Source organism: Salinivibrio sp. ML323 (genome assembly GCF_001995745.1).
GTDB classification, from domain to species: Bacteria; Pseudomonadota; Gammaproteobacteria; order Enterobacterales; family Vibrionaceae; genus Salinivibrio; species Salinivibrio kushneri.
Map to the genome: position 1 here is coordinate 87,672 of NZ_MUES01000007.1, position 15,446 is coordinate 103,117.

12 protein-coding genes are annotated in these 15,446 nt (G+C 51.1%); 6 read left to right on the forward strand and 6 right to left on the reverse strand.

Annotated features, from left to right (window positions below):
- Positions 1–520 precede the first annotated feature (520 nt).
- On the reverse strand, positions 521–2,431 hold the full coding sequence (locus BZG13_RS07315; RefSeq protein WP_077486136.1) for a hypothetical protein: 1,911 nt from the start codon (positions 2,429–2,431) through the stop codon (positions 521–523).
- 703 nt (positions 2,432–3,134) lie between these two features.
- Here BZG13_RS07315 and BZG13_RS07325 point away from each other — a divergent pair.
- The 3 genes from BZG13_RS07325 (at position 3,135) to BZG13_RS07335 (ending at position 6,961) form a co-directional block, all read left to right on the forward strand.
- On the forward strand, positions 3,135–4,814 hold the full coding sequence (locus BZG13_RS07325) for an aspartate:alanine antiporter (RefSeq protein WP_077486138.1): 1,680 nt from the start codon (positions 3,135–3,137) through the stop codon (positions 4,812–4,814).
- Between the two features lie 101 nt (positions 4,815–4,915).
- Positions 4,916–5,590, forward strand: coding sequence for a response regulator (locus tag BZG13_RS07330; protein WP_046073104.1), 675 nt, complete (start codon positions 4,916–4,918; stop codon positions 5,588–5,590).
- 3 nt (positions 5,591–5,593) lie between these two features.
- On the forward strand, positions 5,594–6,961 hold the full coding sequence (locus BZG13_RS07335) for an ATP-binding protein (RefSeq protein WP_077486139.1): 1,368 nt from the start codon (positions 5,594–5,596) through the stop codon (positions 6,959–6,961).
- 143 nt (positions 6,962–7,104) lie between these two features.
- Here BZG13_RS07335 and pgsA read toward each other — a convergent pair whose 3' ends face one another.
- From pgsA to BZG13_RS07355, 4 genes are all read right to left on the reverse strand, one after another.
- The gene (pgsA, locus tag BZG13_RS07340; RefSeq protein WP_077486140.1) at positions 7,105–7,665 is read right to left on the reverse strand and encodes a CDP-diacylglycerol--glycerol-3-phosphate 3-phosphatidyltransferase; all 561 of its coding nucleotides are present in this window, start codon (positions 7,663–7,665) and stop codon (positions 7,105–7,107) included.
- Between the two features lie 49 nt (positions 7,666–7,714).
- A complete protein-coding gene (uvrC, locus tag BZG13_RS07345) occupies positions 7,715–9,547 on the reverse strand; it encodes an excinuclease ABC subunit UvrC (RefSeq protein WP_077486141.1) in 1,833 nt (610 codons plus the stop codon).
- A gap of 29 nt (positions 9,548–9,576) precedes the next feature.
- Positions 9,577–10,221, reverse strand: a complete 645-nt coding sequence (gene uvrY, locus BZG13_RS07350) for a UvrY/SirA/GacA family response regulator transcription factor (RefSeq protein ID WP_046073101.1) — start codon at positions 10,219–10,221, stop codon at positions 9,577–9,579.
- Between the two features lie 285 nt (positions 10,222–10,506).
- The gene (locus tag BZG13_RS07355; RefSeq protein ID WP_077486142.1) at positions 10,507–11,955 is read right to left on the reverse strand and encodes an NAD-dependent succinate-semialdehyde dehydrogenase; all 1,449 of its coding nucleotides are present in this window, start codon (positions 11,953–11,955) and stop codon (positions 10,507–10,509) included.
- A gap of 224 nt (positions 11,956–12,179) precedes the next feature.
- Here BZG13_RS07355 and BZG13_RS07360 point away from each other — a divergent pair, with 224 nt between their 5' ends.
- Both BZG13_RS07360 and trxC read left to right on the forward strand, forming a co-directional pair.
- Positions 12,180–13,316, forward strand: a complete 1,137-nt coding sequence (locus BZG13_RS07360; RefSeq protein ID WP_077486143.1) for a M14 family metallopeptidase — start codon at positions 12,180–12,182, stop codon at positions 13,314–13,316.
- Between the two features lie 139 nt (positions 13,317–13,455).
- A complete protein-coding gene (gene trxC / locus BZG13_RS07365; RefSeq protein ID WP_069362733.1) occupies positions 13,456–13,887 on the forward strand; it encodes a thioredoxin TrxC in 432 nt (143 codons plus the stop codon).
- Between the two features lie 34 nt (positions 13,888–13,921).
- On the opposite strand, the gene BZG13_RS07370 is transcribed toward trxC, so the two are convergent.
- Positions 13,922–14,371 (reverse strand): Lrp/AsnC family transcriptional regulator, encoded by a 450-nt coding sequence (locus BZG13_RS07370; protein ID WP_077486144.1) that lies wholly within the window; start codon positions 14,369–14,371, stop codon positions 13,922–13,924.
- Positions 14,372–14,518: 147 nt separating this feature from the next.
- Here BZG13_RS07370 and BZG13_RS07375 point away from each other — a divergent pair, with 147 nt between their 5' ends.
- Positions 14,519–15,442 (forward strand): DMT family transporter, encoded by a 924-nt coding sequence (locus BZG13_RS07375; protein WP_077486145.1) that lies wholly within the window; start codon positions 14,519–14,521, stop codon positions 15,440–15,442.
- Positions 15,443–15,446 lie beyond the last annotated feature (4 nt).

Genomic DNA, 15,446 nt, shown 5'->3' on the forward strand with positions numbered 1-15,446 from the left:
GAACAAACCATTTTTGGTATAACTCGTTCCCACGCTCCTGCGTGGGAATGTATACGAATTTTGAATCACAGGCAGGGTTCACCATAAAGTCACCGAATCGCACTTGACCCCTGCTCTAACACTAGCGGACAGCGTCACCTTTGGCGAAAAAGCCAGTTCAATGCCCTAGGCAGTATAATGTCATACTGGTTATGGTGCTGTTTGTGTTTGAATAATAGAAAGAGCTAGATATGCATTCCCACGCAGGAGCGTGGGAACGAGAAAAAAGTGTGCACGCCGCCTACCTCTGGTGACGCATTCACACTATCGCCACACCTACTCCCATGGCCTATTGATATTGCTTACTTTGTTTTCGCGGTCTGAGATAGTGTGAATGAGCATCGGCAAAGCGTGCGCTTAATTGGCATGCTTCCCACCGATAGGCTGGTTATCTATCTAGTATTTCCCATTCACGAGCGTGGGAGCGAGAAACTCTAGGAGTCCCTCTGCCTGGCTTGATTGTGCGCGCAGCCAGTCCTTATTAGCTTTCACCTTCCTCTCTGGATCTTAATGCGCCAGCCTCTTCGTCCGAGGCGACTTCTTCTAATTTTTTAGAGCCATCAGGGGCTTCAAGGTTGCCGACGTTACTTAATGCTGTAGCATTAGAGACGCGAGCCTGCTCATTCAACTTGTTAATGCCAGCAATTGAACTCAACTCTTTTTCATTTCGAATTGTTGCGACAGCTTCGCGGCCTTCGAGGAACGCCTGAAGATCATTTTTGATACTGATCAGCTCATTGGGAGCTTCATGCATTTCAAGAATGGTACGAGTGTACTCTAGGTTTTTTTGGCCTACACCAGCATATGTACACGTTACCAAACGAGAAACCATTACCCAAGGAGTTATACTGGAACGTACCAAGGTGTTTTCAGAACGGGTCGAGTCGTGGATCGACATGCCAGTACTCAGCTTGGATTCCGTGAAAGTACCTTCAGCCTTGAAATCGACAAGTAAGGACTCAAAATTAAGCTCTGCAAAAAATACGTGAGCACCATTGGTCAACATTTTGCCAAAGTTACTAATGATCGATGCGACGGCAAGCATTTGAACGATGTAAACAACTGGGCTAACAACGTTGCTACTTAACTCGTCGATTGATGGTTTGTTAGAAGCTGCTGTAAACCACTCTGCAAGCGTAGCAGCTGTAGAGGCAGAGCTGTAGAAAAGTATAGTAGCGAAAATTGCAAGGACTGCACCACTGATTGCGGTTAAGATGCGTATGCTCGTAAAACGACTGCCTAGCTCCATCGGCTTATATACCGGTTGCGTTTCTTGCATCAACGCTCCCTTGAAGGAACCCTTGTCAGCCGATTCCTGTTCAAGAGATGGATCAAGAGCTTCGTAGACACGGTTAGGCACTTCTTTATAGCGTCGGTCAGCCATAACTATATTTTCAAGGTTTGTGAAAATTTCGCGGGGATGCACTGATTCTTGCCAGTTTTCTTTAAGTTCCGACACTTCTGTCTTAGGATCGACTGCTGTAGTACGTGCATATACTAGGTAAAGAAGTAAGCCACACGATAAAGACGCAATAGTAAGTACAAATAGAATCAAACCGGTTGAGCTGATTGACTCGACGCCACTCCACATCAGATTGATTAGTGCTATATCTTCAGCGTCAAGGGTGTCAGTAACTAGGTTTATCCCGTAGCCCAATGTAATCGGGAACACTAGAGACATGATTACTACGCCTACAATAGAGCCAGAACCGGAGACTTCTACCTTTTGGGAACCTGAGCGTTCAATAGGATCAGCTTGACCACTCCATACTGCCATCAAAGCAATCAGCAACACAAACAGGTAAAGCTGCTGGATAACAGCACCAGCCTCTCCAGCAAGACCTGTGACGCAAACAAAGGTAACGATCAGGTATGACAAGACCCATGTTGCAGTCGACAACCATGACTTAACGATACGTTGAGCCAAGTTGCGGATAGGTGCCGGCAGGAAAAGCAATCGCGGAAATATGGAATGAATTAGGCGGGCAACGAGACCTACCGGCTCACTGAATGTTTCGTTCTTACGTCCCATCAGCATTTCGTAAAGAGTTGAGCGCGTGTAGCCGACAATATTGGCTTCCTGGGATGCGGTCTCACGTTCAGATGGCGCGTGGTTATATGCCAGTGATGTTGGCATATTCCGCCCCACAAAAAATCGCAGCGTAGCCATTAAGCCGGAACCCATTGATTTCAGACCGCCACCAAGGATGAATGCACCAGTGCCAACCATTGCCCAAGCGTAAACCATGCTAATTTTTACTTCAGAAACACCCTCATAAATGGCGTAAGCTCCGATTAATGTTTGCAATACCCCCTTAGTTAGTCTTATCAACCCTTCTTTTTTAAACGGGTTTGATATACCCAGCCCCTTAGATCCATAATCAAATGCCATATATTCCTCGGTAAGTTGACTGCTTTACTTGTTTGATTTCAGTTTGCTTCATAATAATGTATTAGCGCACGCTCACTTTCCCAAAACCGTTACACGCGTCTTTTCTTTCTTAACTTTCTGTTATTAAATGATTTTTCGCTTTTGGTGTCTGTCTCTTTCCCGAGAAAGTGTGCATGCCGTCTATCACTGGTAAGGCGTGCACATTATCACTGCACTTACATTTATAATGCATTGATTATATTGCATTTATAGTTTCTTTTACTGAGAAAGCGTGAATGCATGATGACAAAACGTGCATGCCATAGCGGTGCTCGAGGCGGTAAGCTGGTTCTCTATCCAGTATTTCCGCACGCTACCTCCCGCCGGTTTGCGACATCCAACAGGCCCTAAAAAATGTCGATTGTGGCAATAGCCTATCAAATACCTTGTTAGCTTTTCATTCCCTCATGTCTAAAATGTTAGCTAGCGCTAATTCTGTGAGATTGCTTCGAGGATTTGGCCGAGATCTTGCGGGCGTGTTGGTGCGTCTAAAAAGCCAGTCGGGGCTGCCATTTTTTGTGGATGCTTCCAAAAAGCGTGCAACTGGTCTTTTTTTACGCAAAATTAATGATTATTTCACTAAATTTGTACAACAAAGTGTGATTAAGGTTGGTATAATTTTCACCACATTAACCCCCTGCACGCTCTGTCGGACATTTGTGCTGTGAATATAGACGTCAATAACCTCCTGCTCCAAAACGATATTTTACTCCTTTTTGTGGTTCTCGCCCTCGGCCTCGCGGTCGGAAAGATCAAAATTGGTAGTGTGCAACTCGGCGGATCCATCGGCGTGTTGTTTACCGCGATCATTTTTGGCAACGCGGGGTTCACCTTCTCGCCTGATACCCTCAGCATCGGCTTTATGCTGTTTATCTACTGCGTGGGGATTGAGGCGGGGCCTAACTTTTTTGGCGTCTTTTTCCGTGACGGAAAATCATACCTATTGCTTGCCTTAGCGGTGTTACTCAGCGCCATTGGCTTAACCCTGTTCTTTCAAAACCATTTGGGGCTAGATATCAGCATTGCCACCGGGATGATGGCCGGCGCGCTTACCGCCACCCCGGTATTGGTAGGCGCGAAAGATGCGCTTAACTCCGGCTTAACCGGCGCGGAAGGCGAACAACTGGGGATGATGATTGATAACCTCAGTGTCGGCTATGCCATGGCCTACCTCACCGGCCTGGTGAGCTTGATTGTGCTGGCGAAATTGATGCCGAAGTTGCAGCGCCATAACCTTGAGCACTCCGCCCAACAGATTGCGATTGAGCGCGGCTTGGGCAGTGAATCACAGCGTAAGGTCTATTTACCCATTATTCGCGCCTATCGGGTGGGGCCTGAATTGATCGATTGGATTGATGGCCGCAACTTGCGAGAGCTGGGTATTTATCGCCAAACCGGCTGTTATATCGAGCGTATTCGCCGTAACGGCATTTTGGCTAACCCTGATGGGGACGCCATTTTGCAGCAAGGCGACGAGATTGCCTTGGTGGGCTATCCCGACAGCCATGCGCGGCTGGACCCCAGCTTTCGTAACGGTAAAGAAGTGTTTGACCGCGATCTGCTCGACTTGCGTATTGTCGAGGAAGAAATCGTGGTGAAAAATGACAGCGTGGCGCAGAAAAAGCTGTCGGATTTAAACCTGTCGGAATACGGTTGCTTTTTAAACCGAGTGGTGCGCGCTCAGGTTGAGATGCCGATGGACCAAGGAATTATCCTCAACAAAGGCGATGTGCTGCAAATCAGTGGTGAGAAAAGCCGCGTAAAAGGCTTGGCCGACCGCATCGGCTTTATTTCGATTCATAGCCAGATGTCGGATTTGCTCGCCTTTTGCTGCTTCTTTATTTTGGGGCTGGGCTTAGGGATGATCACCCTCACCTTCGGCCAAGTGACCTTTGGCCTGGGTAATGCCGCTGGCTTGCTGTTGGCGGGGATCAGCCTCGGCTTTTTACGTGCCAACCACCCCACTTTCGGCTATGTGCCCCAAGGGGCGCTGAATATGGTGAAAGATCTCGGCCTGATGACCTTTATGGCTGGCATTGGACTGAGTGCCGGTAGCCGGCTGTTTGATTACATCGCGGACATGGGCTTTTCGGTGATCCTGGCCAGCATTGTGATTAGCGTGATCCCCGTGATTATTGCTTATCTGGTGGGGGCCTATGTGCTTAAAATGAACCGCGCGCTCTTGTTTGGCGCAATCATCGGGGCAAGAACCTGTGCGCCGGCGATGGATATGATCAACGAGCATGCTCGCAGCACCATTCCTGCCTTGGGCTATGCGGGCACTTACGCGATTGCCAACGTTATTTTGACCTTGGCCGGCACCTTGATGATTATTTTGGTGTAACGTCACGCCGGAGACGGTCGCTGAGTCAGCCAAAATTCAGTTTATTAAACCTATAATAAAGGCGTCCACCTCGGGCGCTTTTTTGTTTTACAGGGGCTTTTATGCAGGTTCTTATTATTGAAGATGACTCGATTTTAAGTCATCACCTGAACACCGAACTCAGTGAACTCGGCCACCATGTTCGCTGTGCCAGCACTGCCAGCGAAGGGCTTTACTACGCTGACCAATACCCCAATGATATTGCCATTGTTGACCTCGGTTTGCCCGATCAAGATGGCATTAGCCTTATTCGAGATATTCGCGCCAAAGGGCTACGCCTGCCGATTTTGGTCCTCACAGCGCGCGCCAATTGGCAAGATAAAGTCACGGGCTTAGATGCCGGTGCCGATGATTATTTGGTAAAGCCGTTTCAAAAACCGGAACTAGTCGCACGACTAAACGCATTAGTACGCCGCAGTGCGGGTTTTGTGAAGCCCACTATCACCGCTGGCGATATCGAGTTAGATCTGTTGGCGAAATCGGTTACCGTCAATGGCCAAGCACTGGAGCTGACCGCCTTTGAATATGATTTGTTTGAGTACCTGATTCGTCACAGTCGCGAAGTGATCTCTAAACAACGCTTGCTCGATGTGCTGTATCATGACCAAGATGGCGACCCTAACACCATTGAGGTGATGATCAGTCGTCTGCGTAAAAAGCTGATCCAAACCGGACACGACAACCCCATCTCGACTGTGCGTGGCCAAGGCTACCTGTTCGAGATCCAAGCTGAGTAAACCATGAAACTAGGCCAATTTACCCTTTGCCAATGTCGCCCCCGACTGCGCACCCGCGTGCTCGCCACCTCGATTGGCATTATTCTGCTTTTCTCGATCGCGCTCGCGGCCTTGATTAATAAGCTGTATCAGCAAAATTCAATGGCGGCTTACTCGCGCGATCTGGCCTCACAAATTCCGATGGTGATGGCGCAGCTCAGTAAAGACGGGCTGATCCGCGCTGACCAGCTAACCGCTTGGATCCAATCGCTTGACCCGTCCAGCAGCGATTATATGTCGGTGCTATGTACGCCCGATAATCACACGCTGTGGACCTCGCGCGATGTGCAAGCGTTTAATATCGACGATATCTGCACGCTGATCCCTAACGAAGCGAAAAAGCCGCAGTATCTTTCCATTGCTGGTTTTAACGTGGTGGCGCAACGGCTTTCATCAGAAAAACAACCCGGTGATAGCGAGAACCGATTGTTTGTGCTGCGTAACGTGGACAAACAAAAACAACAGTTAGCCGATTTAGAAGCTGAGACGTGGTTTTACATCAGCTTGCTGTTTGTCTCGGCGTCGGCACTGGTGGTTGCCGCGTGTCATTGGAGCTTTTCCCCACTGCGCCGCTTGGCCAAAGAGCTGATCGCAATTACTGAATCACGCCAGCAAACACTAGATAACGACTACCCTGACGAGCTGCAAGATGTCACCCAGGCGCTTAACCGGATGATCACCCAGCGGGAAAAGCAAAAATCCCGTTATCGCCACGCCATGGATGATTTAGCGCACAGCCTTAAAACGCGTTTATCCGCCACCAATGCTCTGCTCGATGATAATCATCTGTCGCGCGAGCAGCTAAATAAGCGGATTTTGGAGCAGGTCAGCCAGATGGATGACATGGTGCAATATCAGCTCAAACGCGCATTGGTGGGCCAATGTGGACTGAAACGCGAAGATAGCCCACTGACCGCACCTATCGATAGCCTGACCGGCATGTTAGATAAAGCCTATCGCGATAAACCGGTAAAAGTGGTGCGAGCGTTTGATGAAAGCGCCTCTTTACCGGTGCACCGCAGTGATTTGATGGAGTTACTCGGTAACTTGCTGGAAAACGCCTACCGGTTTTGCCTTGAAACGGTGCAAATCCGGCTCGACGATCATGGCGAAGTGTGGCAACTGGCGATTGAAGACGATGGCCCCGGAGTACCAGCACAATATCGGGAAAGCATATTCCAGCGCGGGGTGCGTGCCGATCAGCTCAACCCTGGCACCGGCATCGGGTTAGCGGTGTGCGATGAAATCATTGCCAGTTACGATGGCAACATCCACGCCAGCGACTCTCCGCTGCAAGGCGCGGCCTTTGTGCTGACCATTCCCAAGCGCTAAGCCGAACGCTTAGCTTAAGCGCGACGCCAAATAGGCAGGTGCTTTCGCGCTGCCACCAGCAGCAAACAAAAAACGCAGCCCAAAGAGTGGCTGCGTTTTTATTGATAGGTCACCGGTGTGAATGCGTTTGCTCAGTGCCCGGTTTATTCATCTTCTGGGTCGGCAAGCAAGTCGTCTTTGGCTGCCATCATATACTGATACATCGACCAATAGGTCAGGCCTGCCGCGGCATATAGCGCGATGTAACCTAACCATTCAATCCAAGGCGCGCCATGCCAAAGCAGCATGGTCAGGGCGAACATTTGTGAGCCGGTTTTAAATTTCCCCACCCAAGAGACCGCGACGCTGGCACGTTTGCCGATTTCTGCCATCCACTCTCGCAGGGCTGAAATAATCACCTCACGCGCAATCATGGTTGCCGCGGGAATGGTGATCCAAATAGAGGCGTAGTGCTCAACAATCAGCACCATCGCAATTGCCACCATCACTTTGTCGGCGACGGGATCTAAAAAGGCACCAAAACGGGTCGATTGCTTTAAGCGACGCGCTAAATAGCCATCCAGCCAATCGGTGGCGCCAGCAATCACAAAAATCAATGCCGCCGCAAATGGTGCCCAGGCATAAGGCAAATAGTAGGCAATAACAAAGACCGGAATAAGCGCAATGCGCAAAAAGGTCAAAATGGTAGGTATATTTAGACGCATGCTCAGCTTTTTATTTTAGGATTAACTGGGTTATGGTGCCCCATTGCCACTAACCTTGCAATGAGGAATGAATTTTCTCTGCTAATGTGGCACTGATCCCGGGCACCTTGGCGATTTCTTCGACACTGGCGTTTTTCAGCTCTTGAATCCCGCCCAAGTATTTCAGCAAGGCCTGGCGACGTTTGGGGCCCACACCATCAATTTGGGTGAGCACACTTTGCTTGCGTGCTTTGCCCCGTGCCGCGCGGTGTCCGGCAATGGCATGATCGTGGCTCTCATCGCGAATATGCTGAATAAGGTGCAACGCCGGCGAGTCGGCGGGCAGCGAAAACTCCTCGCCCGAGACCTTAATCAAGGTTTCAAGCCCAGGCTTACGGCTGGTCCCTTTAGCCACCCCTAAAATAAGCGGGTTAACCGGCCAATCAGCAATCAGCGGCTCGAGCATCTCCCAAGCACGGCTGAGCTGGCCCTTCCCCCCATCGATTACAATGATATCGGGGATTTTTTCTGGCTCGACTTGTTTGCTATAACGGCGCGTCAGTACCTGCGCCATCGCAGCATAATCATCACCGCCGGTGATCCCTTCAATGTTGTAACGGCGATACTCTTTTTTCAGCGGCCCGTCTTGGTTGAACACCACGCAAGAGGCGACCGTTTTCTCGCCCATGGTGTGGCTGATATCAAAGCACTCCATGCGCTTAACCGGCTCTAAGCCTAAGGTTTCTTGCAGCGCTTGATAACGATTCTGGATGGTCATCCGATGGTTGATTTTGCTGGTCAGGGCGGTGCGCGCATTGGTGTTGGCCAGCTTCAAAAAGCGGGCTCTGGCCCCGCGCGGACGGCTTTGTAGGCGCACATTGCGGCCGGCGATTTCACTCAAGGTAGTTGACAGCCAACCAAGATCATCACCGATATCGTCAGAAATCAAAATATGGCTGGGAATGGTGCGCCCTTCCGCTTGCGCCAAGTAAAACTGGCTGACAAAACTTGAAACCACTTCACCAGGGTCGGTTTCTGCCGGCATCTTAGGAAAGTGGCTACGACTGCCCAGCACGTTACCCTGACGCAAAAAGAGCACATGAATGCACGCTACCCCGTTTTCTAGTGCAAAGCCGATAACGTCGATGTCATCGTCACTGTCTTGCGAAACAAACTGCTGCTCTTGCACACGGCGCAACGCTTGGATTTGGTCGCGGTATTCCGCCGCCTTTTCAAATTGCAGCTCTTGGCTGGCGGTTTCCATCTTGGTCACCAAGCTGTCGATCACTTCGCGGTCTTTGCCTTGTAAAAACATACGGGCAAAATTGACTTGCTCGGCGTAGTCGTCATCACTAATCAGCCCTGGTACACAAGGGCCGGAGCAGCGACCAATTTGATACATTAAGCAAGGACGGCTGCGGTTGGCATACACCGAGTCTTCACACTGGCGAACCGGGAATATTTTCTGCAACAGGTGCAGGCTTTTGCGTACCGCATTGGCATCAGGAAAGGGACCAAAATATTCGCCCTTTTTCTTTTTCGCGCCGCGGTGGATCGCCAGCCGTGGATGCTCGTGAGCACTGAGATAGATATAAGGGTAAGACTTGTCGTCTCGCAGCAATACATTGTATTTAGGGCGGTGCTGCTTGATCAGGTTGTGCTCGAGGATCAGCGCTTCGGTTTCGGTGTGGGTCACCGTCACCTCTACATCGGCGATGTTCCGCACCAAGGCTTTGGTTTTCTCACTGGAAACCTGCACCCGAAAGTAGCTGGCGAGGCGTTTACTGAGATCTTTGGCCTTACCCACATAGATAATTTCACCCGCGGCGTTCATCATGCGATAAACGCCAGGCTGGTGAGGGACGGTTTTTAGAAAGCTTTTCGCATCGAAGGTGTTCGGCACTGCGCGGTCTCGTCCTGGATTACTTCGCGTTACAGGGTTTCGGTGTCGAGCATGCCGTGCCTGATAGCAAGGTGGGTCAATTCCACATCGCCATTAATGCCCAACTTGCTGAATAAGCGATAACGGTAACTGTTCACCGTTTTCGGGCTCAGGCTAAGTTGCTCGGAAATGTCGGTAACCTTTTGCCCTTTGGTGATCATTAGCATGATCTGCAATTCACGCTCTGACAGTTCTTTGAAAGGATTATCTGAAGAGGCAGAGAACTGACTGAGTGCCATTTGCTGGGCAATGTCCGGTGAAATATAACGCTGGCCGCTATTGACCATGCGGATCGCGTTCACCACTTCATCGGCACCGGCGCCTTTGGTCAAATAACCCGCGGCGCCCGCTTGCATTACCTTAGTCGGGAACGGGTTTTCTGTATGGATCGTGAGCACGATAATCTTGGCGTCCGGCGAGTAACGAAGCAACTTGCGTGTCGCCTCTAACCCACCGATACCTGGCATATTCATGTCCATTAGGACAATATCGGCGTGATTTTGCCGGCACCACTTGAGTGCAGCTTCACCGCTGTCGGCTTCCCCTACCACTTTTATGCCACGAACGTCTTCTAAAAGACGTCGAATCCCTGTGCGAACCAGCTCGTGATCATCTACAAGGAACACATTGATCAAACTTGTATCTCCACTTGGTTTGGTTCGCCAACATGCTGCACCAAGGCAACGGTTGGACTTCTCTTACGCATATTACTTGAGTTTTACCACGGATGAAAAGCCAACAACAGAGCGGATGTGGGCAAATGCAAATATTCATACACTAAGCCGCCAAAAAACAGTCAACTTGCCTGAATTATCACCAGTTTGGTGGCGTTAGAGGCAAGTTGACTGCCATAAACCGCGTAAGAACCGCTTTACGTGTCAGTAATTTTTAACACTTGGCGGTACAAATCGCTCACGTTATCAAAGGCCCAAACACAAGTACTTCATTTCTAAATATTCATCGAGTCCCCAATGTGATCCCTCACGGCCAAGGCCCGATTGCTTCACCCCACCAAAGGGCGCGACCGCGGTCGAAATCAGGCCGGTGTTAATCCCCACCATGCCGTATTCCAACGCTTCAGCTACCCGATGCACGCGGCTAATGTCTTTGGCATAAAAGTAAGACGCGAGACCAAATTCGGTATCATTGGCCATGGCGATGGCATCCGCCTCTTCTTCAAAAGAAAATAGCGGGGCCACGGGGCCGAAGGTCTCTTCTTTAGCTATCTGCATCGCTGGGGTCGCGTATTTAATCACCGCCGGTTGGGTGTAGTTTTCTCCCAGCTCTGGGCACGCGCCACCCAGCTCAATCGCAGCGCCTTTTTGCTTGGCATCATCCAGATGGGCATTCACTTTTTCTATTGCCCCTTTGTTAATGAGTGGGCCAATGTCTACACCATCGTCGGTGCCTTTACCCACCTGCAATTGACTCACCGCCTGGATAAACTTTTCTGCAAAGACTTCATACACGCCCGCTTGCACGTAAATGCGGTTAACACAGACACAGGTTTGCCCAGCATTACGAAACTTCGCCGCGATGGCACCTTCAACCGCGGCATCAATATCGGCATCATCAAACACAATGAAAGGCGCATTGCCGCCTAGCTCTAGCGATAGTTTTTTAATGGTTGGGGCGCATTTTTCCATCAGCTGTGCGCCGATTTCGGTGGAGCCGGTAAACGAGAGCTTACGGACGCGTCTGTCGGCGCATAAGGTATCGCCGATGGGGCCCGACGCCCCAGTCACCACGCTGATCACCCCAGCTGGCACCCCAGCTCGTAACGCTAACTCCCCTAACGCCAGTGCCGACAATGGCGTATCGCTTGCGGGCTTCACTACCATGGTACACCCTGCCGCCAGGGCGGCGGCCGCTTTACGGGTGATCATCGCCGCCGGAAAGTTCCACGGGGTAATCGCCGCAGTCACGCCAATCGGCTGCTTGATCACTGAAATACGCTTGTCCGCTTGCTCCGCGGGAATGGTCGCGCCATACACGCGCTTCGCTTCTTCAGCAAACCACTGTAAAAACGACGCCGCATATTGGATCTCTCCCGACGCTTCTTTCAATGGCTTGCCTTGCTCAGCCGTCATGATCGCGGCGAGGTCGTCTTTATGCTCGAGCATCAGCTCGTACCAGCGATATAGCACGTCAGCCCGCGCTTTGGCGGTTAAATCTCGCCACTCGGGTAACGCCGCATCCGCCGCATCAATGGCGCGGCTGGTTTCCTCCGCCCCCATATTGGGTACCGTCGCCAAGTGCTCTCCGTTCGCAGGATTGGTCACTGCGCGGGTTTGTTGGCTATCGGCATCAACCCATTTGCCGTTAATTAAGGCCTGAGATTTGAGTAACGTCTGATCGTGAAGCTGCATAATGGCTCCTTTTTGAGTTCAAAAGCCTGGAGAATTGGCTTGGATCGAGATAGCACCTTGCCAGCTCACCGTTGGCACGGCAAGATAATCACAGAGATTCAATCAGCATAAATCCGTCAACGTCCGTTGTCTGCTCAAATAGGCAACAGAAGAAGCGGAAATAACAAAAGGCTTACCCTCAGGTGCAAACACAGCTGGCCTCTCAAACCGATAAAGGATGCTCTATGCGTATTTTTAGCCAGTTCGACAGCGGGAATATTCGCGTTGTTAACGATGACGACATCAACAACATTCAACTTGCCATTCATAACGACAACCAGTCTGAATTTTATCAGTGGTTTCACTTTCGCTTAGAGGCGCAAGTCAATCAGGCTCACACACTGCATATTCAGCAACTGGCAGGTTCGGCCTACCCTGAAGGCTGGAAAGATTATCAAGCGGTTGCCTCATACGACCGTGATACCTGGTTCCGCGTCCCCACCGAATTTGACGGCGACACCCTAACCATTAAAGTCACGCCGCAACATGGTTCGATGTATTTCGCCTACTTCGCGCCGTATAGCTATGAACGCCACCTGGATTTGATTCACCAAGCGCAGACCTATCCGCAATGTCAGCTAGAAACCCTCGGCCAGACCTTGGACGGGCGCGATATTAGCCTGCTGAAAATCCGCTCAGAGCTCAGTGAGTCTGCGCAACCGAAAACACCGATTTGGCTGATTGCCCGCCAACATCCAGGCGAAACCATGGCGGAATGGTTTATCGAGGGGTTGCTCGACCGATTGCTTGACGACACCGACACCACCGCCCGTGCGCTGTTGGCAAAGGCCAACGTTTACGTGGTGCCGAATATGAACCCCGACGGCAGTGTGCGTGGCCACTTGCGCACCAATGCAGTAGGTGCCAACTTAAACCGCGAATGGCAAGCTCCTACGCTTGAGCGCAGCCCTGAGGTGTATCATGTTCGTGCGCGCATGGAACAAACTGGGGTGAAAATGTGCCTCGATATCCACGGTGATGAGGCGATTCCGTATAACTTTGTTGCCGGTTGCGAGGGGATCCCGTCTTATGACGCGCGCATGGCGGATTTAGAGGACAGATTTAAGCGTGCCTTACTCACCGTGACGCCAGAGTTCCAAGACGAGCACGGCTACGACAAAGACGCCCCCGGTAAAGCCAATCTAACCGTGGGCTCGAACTGGATTGGTGAGCGTTTCAACTGCTTGTCGTACACGGTTGAAATGCCGTTTAAAGATCACAATGACCAACCGGATCCAGACTTTGGCTGGTCACCTGCGCGCAGCCAAGCCTTCGGTCGCGATATGCTCAGTGCCATCCTCAAGGTGGTGGACGCACTCTAGCGCGAAATGCATCAATAGCCAGCAATGAAAGCCGGTGCCTTGTCATCGGCTTTTTCTATTTGAGTGATTGATAAATTCAACTGGGGCGAGCCGAATTATCCACTTATATTAGGCACAAATAATTCAACGAGGAAATACCATGACAATCTTGACCTCACGCTGCCCTCACTGCCAATCCATGAACCGCATTCCAAGCGAGCGGGTGAATGACGCCCCCAAATGCGGCAAGTGTCAGTCTGATGTGCTGGACGGTAAGCCGATTGAAGGTACCAATGATAATTTTAATGCGCTGCTAAATAGCGATGTCCCTGTCGTGGTCGATTTTTGGGCCCCGTGGTGTGGTCCATGCCAAAGCTTCGCGCCTGCCTTTGCGGCAGTGGCCGAGCAAGAAGAAGGCCGCGCACGCTTTGTCAAAATCGATACCGAAGCCCAGCAAGCATTGGCGGCGCAGTATCGTATTCGCAGTATTCCGACCTTGATGGTGTTTAAAAACGGCGAGCGCGTTGACGTACTCAACGGTGCCCTGCCCCAAAATGCCTTTAGTGACTGGCTAAGTCAGCATCTTAGCTAATCGCTAACCACCCTTGCATGATGATCACGCGGCGCTACACTTTTAGCGCCGCGCCTTGTTTTACCGCGCGGATCGCCACATTGGTGTTAATGTCTTTAACCATCGCTAGGGTCTGTAACTGGCGCATAAAAGCTTCATAGTGCGGTAAATCTCGCGTCACCACTTCCAGTAAATAGTCATAAGTCCCTGAGATCACGTGGCCGTTGATTACTTCATCCATTTCCACCAGCGCGTGCTCAAAGGTGACAATCGCCTCTTCTCGGTGATTGCTCAAGCTCACATTGACAAAAAAGGTCATGTTTAGCCCAATCCGCTGGCGGTTGAGCGTGACCTGGTAGGACGCTATCACCCCATCGGCTTCCAACTTTTTGATTCGTCTTGCACAAGGCGAAAACGACAAGCCAACCGCATCGGCAATCTCTGCGGTCGTGCGGCGCGCATCGTCTTGTAACAGCGCCAGAATGGCTTTGTCTTTACTGTCCAAATCGCTTCCTTAGTGATTTTTAACAACAAAAAGATAATTAAAGATGATAAACGCCAACATGATGGCAAATCATCCTTTAATTTGCCACCAATCCCTCTTTTGACGCTGCCACACTAATTGAATCCGTTAACAAGGAAGTGATCAACCATGCCTGCCACCTCTCAACGTTTACTAGGCCTCGCCGCCATGCTTGTCACCGTGACCATTTGGGCGAGCCTGTTTATTTCATTGCGTCAGGCCAGCCAGTCGGTGTTAACCAGTGGCGATATTGCCCTACTGCGCTTTTTGCCTGCCGCCCTCCTATTTGGTTGGTTGAGCCGTCACCGTGTGCGCCATATTGTCTCCGTGCCCAAACGTTATCTGTTTGCGATTGCCTTTGGCGCAGGCTTACCGTTTTATCTGCTCGCCGCGACGGGGATGCAGTTTGCCCCTATCGCCGATGGCGCCTCGTTAATTCCCGGGATCTTGCCACTGTTTGTCTCCGCCATTGCTTGGAGCGTTTATGGCGAGTCGCTGTCGGTGGGACGGCGATTAGGCATCGGGCTGATCGTGATCGGCATAGGCGCATTTTTATGGCATTCGCTGTTCTTCTCACCGTGGAGCGTCACCCAAGGCCATTTGATTTTGCTCGCAGCCAGTATCAGCTGGGCATGGTTTACCATTGGCGTACGTGTGACGGGATTGAATGCCGCAGAAGCCGGTGCGGTGCTCGCGATCTCGGCCGTCTTGCTGCTGCCGGTGGGCGCAATCAGTGGCCTTGTCTCGTTTAACCTGCTCCAAGCACCTCTTGGCGAGCTGGGCTATCATGTGCTGGCGCAAGGCTTGGGCGTGGGGATCATCGCCAATTACAGCTATGCTTTTGCCATTCGCCGTTTAGGCGCAGAAATGAGTGCCGCAATAGGCGCATTCACGCCTGTGGTGGCCGCGCTGATCGCCATCCCTGTGTTCTCGGAAACCGTCAGTGCACTTACCGTGGTGGCGATGGCGTTGATTGTATTGGGTGCGATGCTCGCCAGTGAGGGGATAAAGTGGCGTCGCGCACACACAAAAAGCGGCCCGCAGGCCGCTTAATCTG

What these genes read in the sequence shown, in the direction of transcription:
- BZG13_RS07315 (WP_077486136.1), bottom strand. Translation starts at nt 2,431, where the DNA reads ATGGCATTTGATTATGGATCTAAGGGGCTGGGTATATCAAACCCGTTT.
- BZG13_RS07330 (WP_046073104.1), top strand. Translation starts at nt 4,916, where the DNA reads ATGCAGGTTCTTATTATTGAAGATGACTCGATTTTAAGTCATCACCTG.
- BZG13_RS07335 (WP_077486139.1), top strand. Translation starts at nt 5,594, where the DNA reads ATGAAACTAGGCCAATTTACCCTTTGCCAATGTCGCCCCCGACTGCGC.
- pgsA (WP_077486140.1), bottom strand. Translation starts at nt 7,665, where the DNA reads ATGCGTCTAAATATACCTACCATTTTGACCTTTTTGCGCATTGCGCTT.
- BZG13_RS07355 (WP_077486142.1), bottom strand. Translation starts at nt 11,955, where the DNA reads ATGCAGCTTCACGATCAGACGTTACTCAAATCTCAGGCCTTAATTAAC.
- BZG13_RS07360 (WP_077486143.1), top strand. Translation starts at nt 12,180, where the DNA reads ATGCGTATTTTTAGCCAGTTCGACAGCGGGAATATTCGCGTTGTTAAC.
- trxC (WP_069362733.1), top strand. Translation starts at nt 13,456, where the DNA reads ATGACAATCTTGACCTCACGCTGCCCTCACTGCCAATCCATGAACCGC.
- BZG13_RS07375 (WP_077486145.1), top strand. Translation starts at nt 14,519, where the DNA reads ATGCCTGCCACCTCTCAACGTTTACTAGGCCTCGCCGCCATGCTTGTC.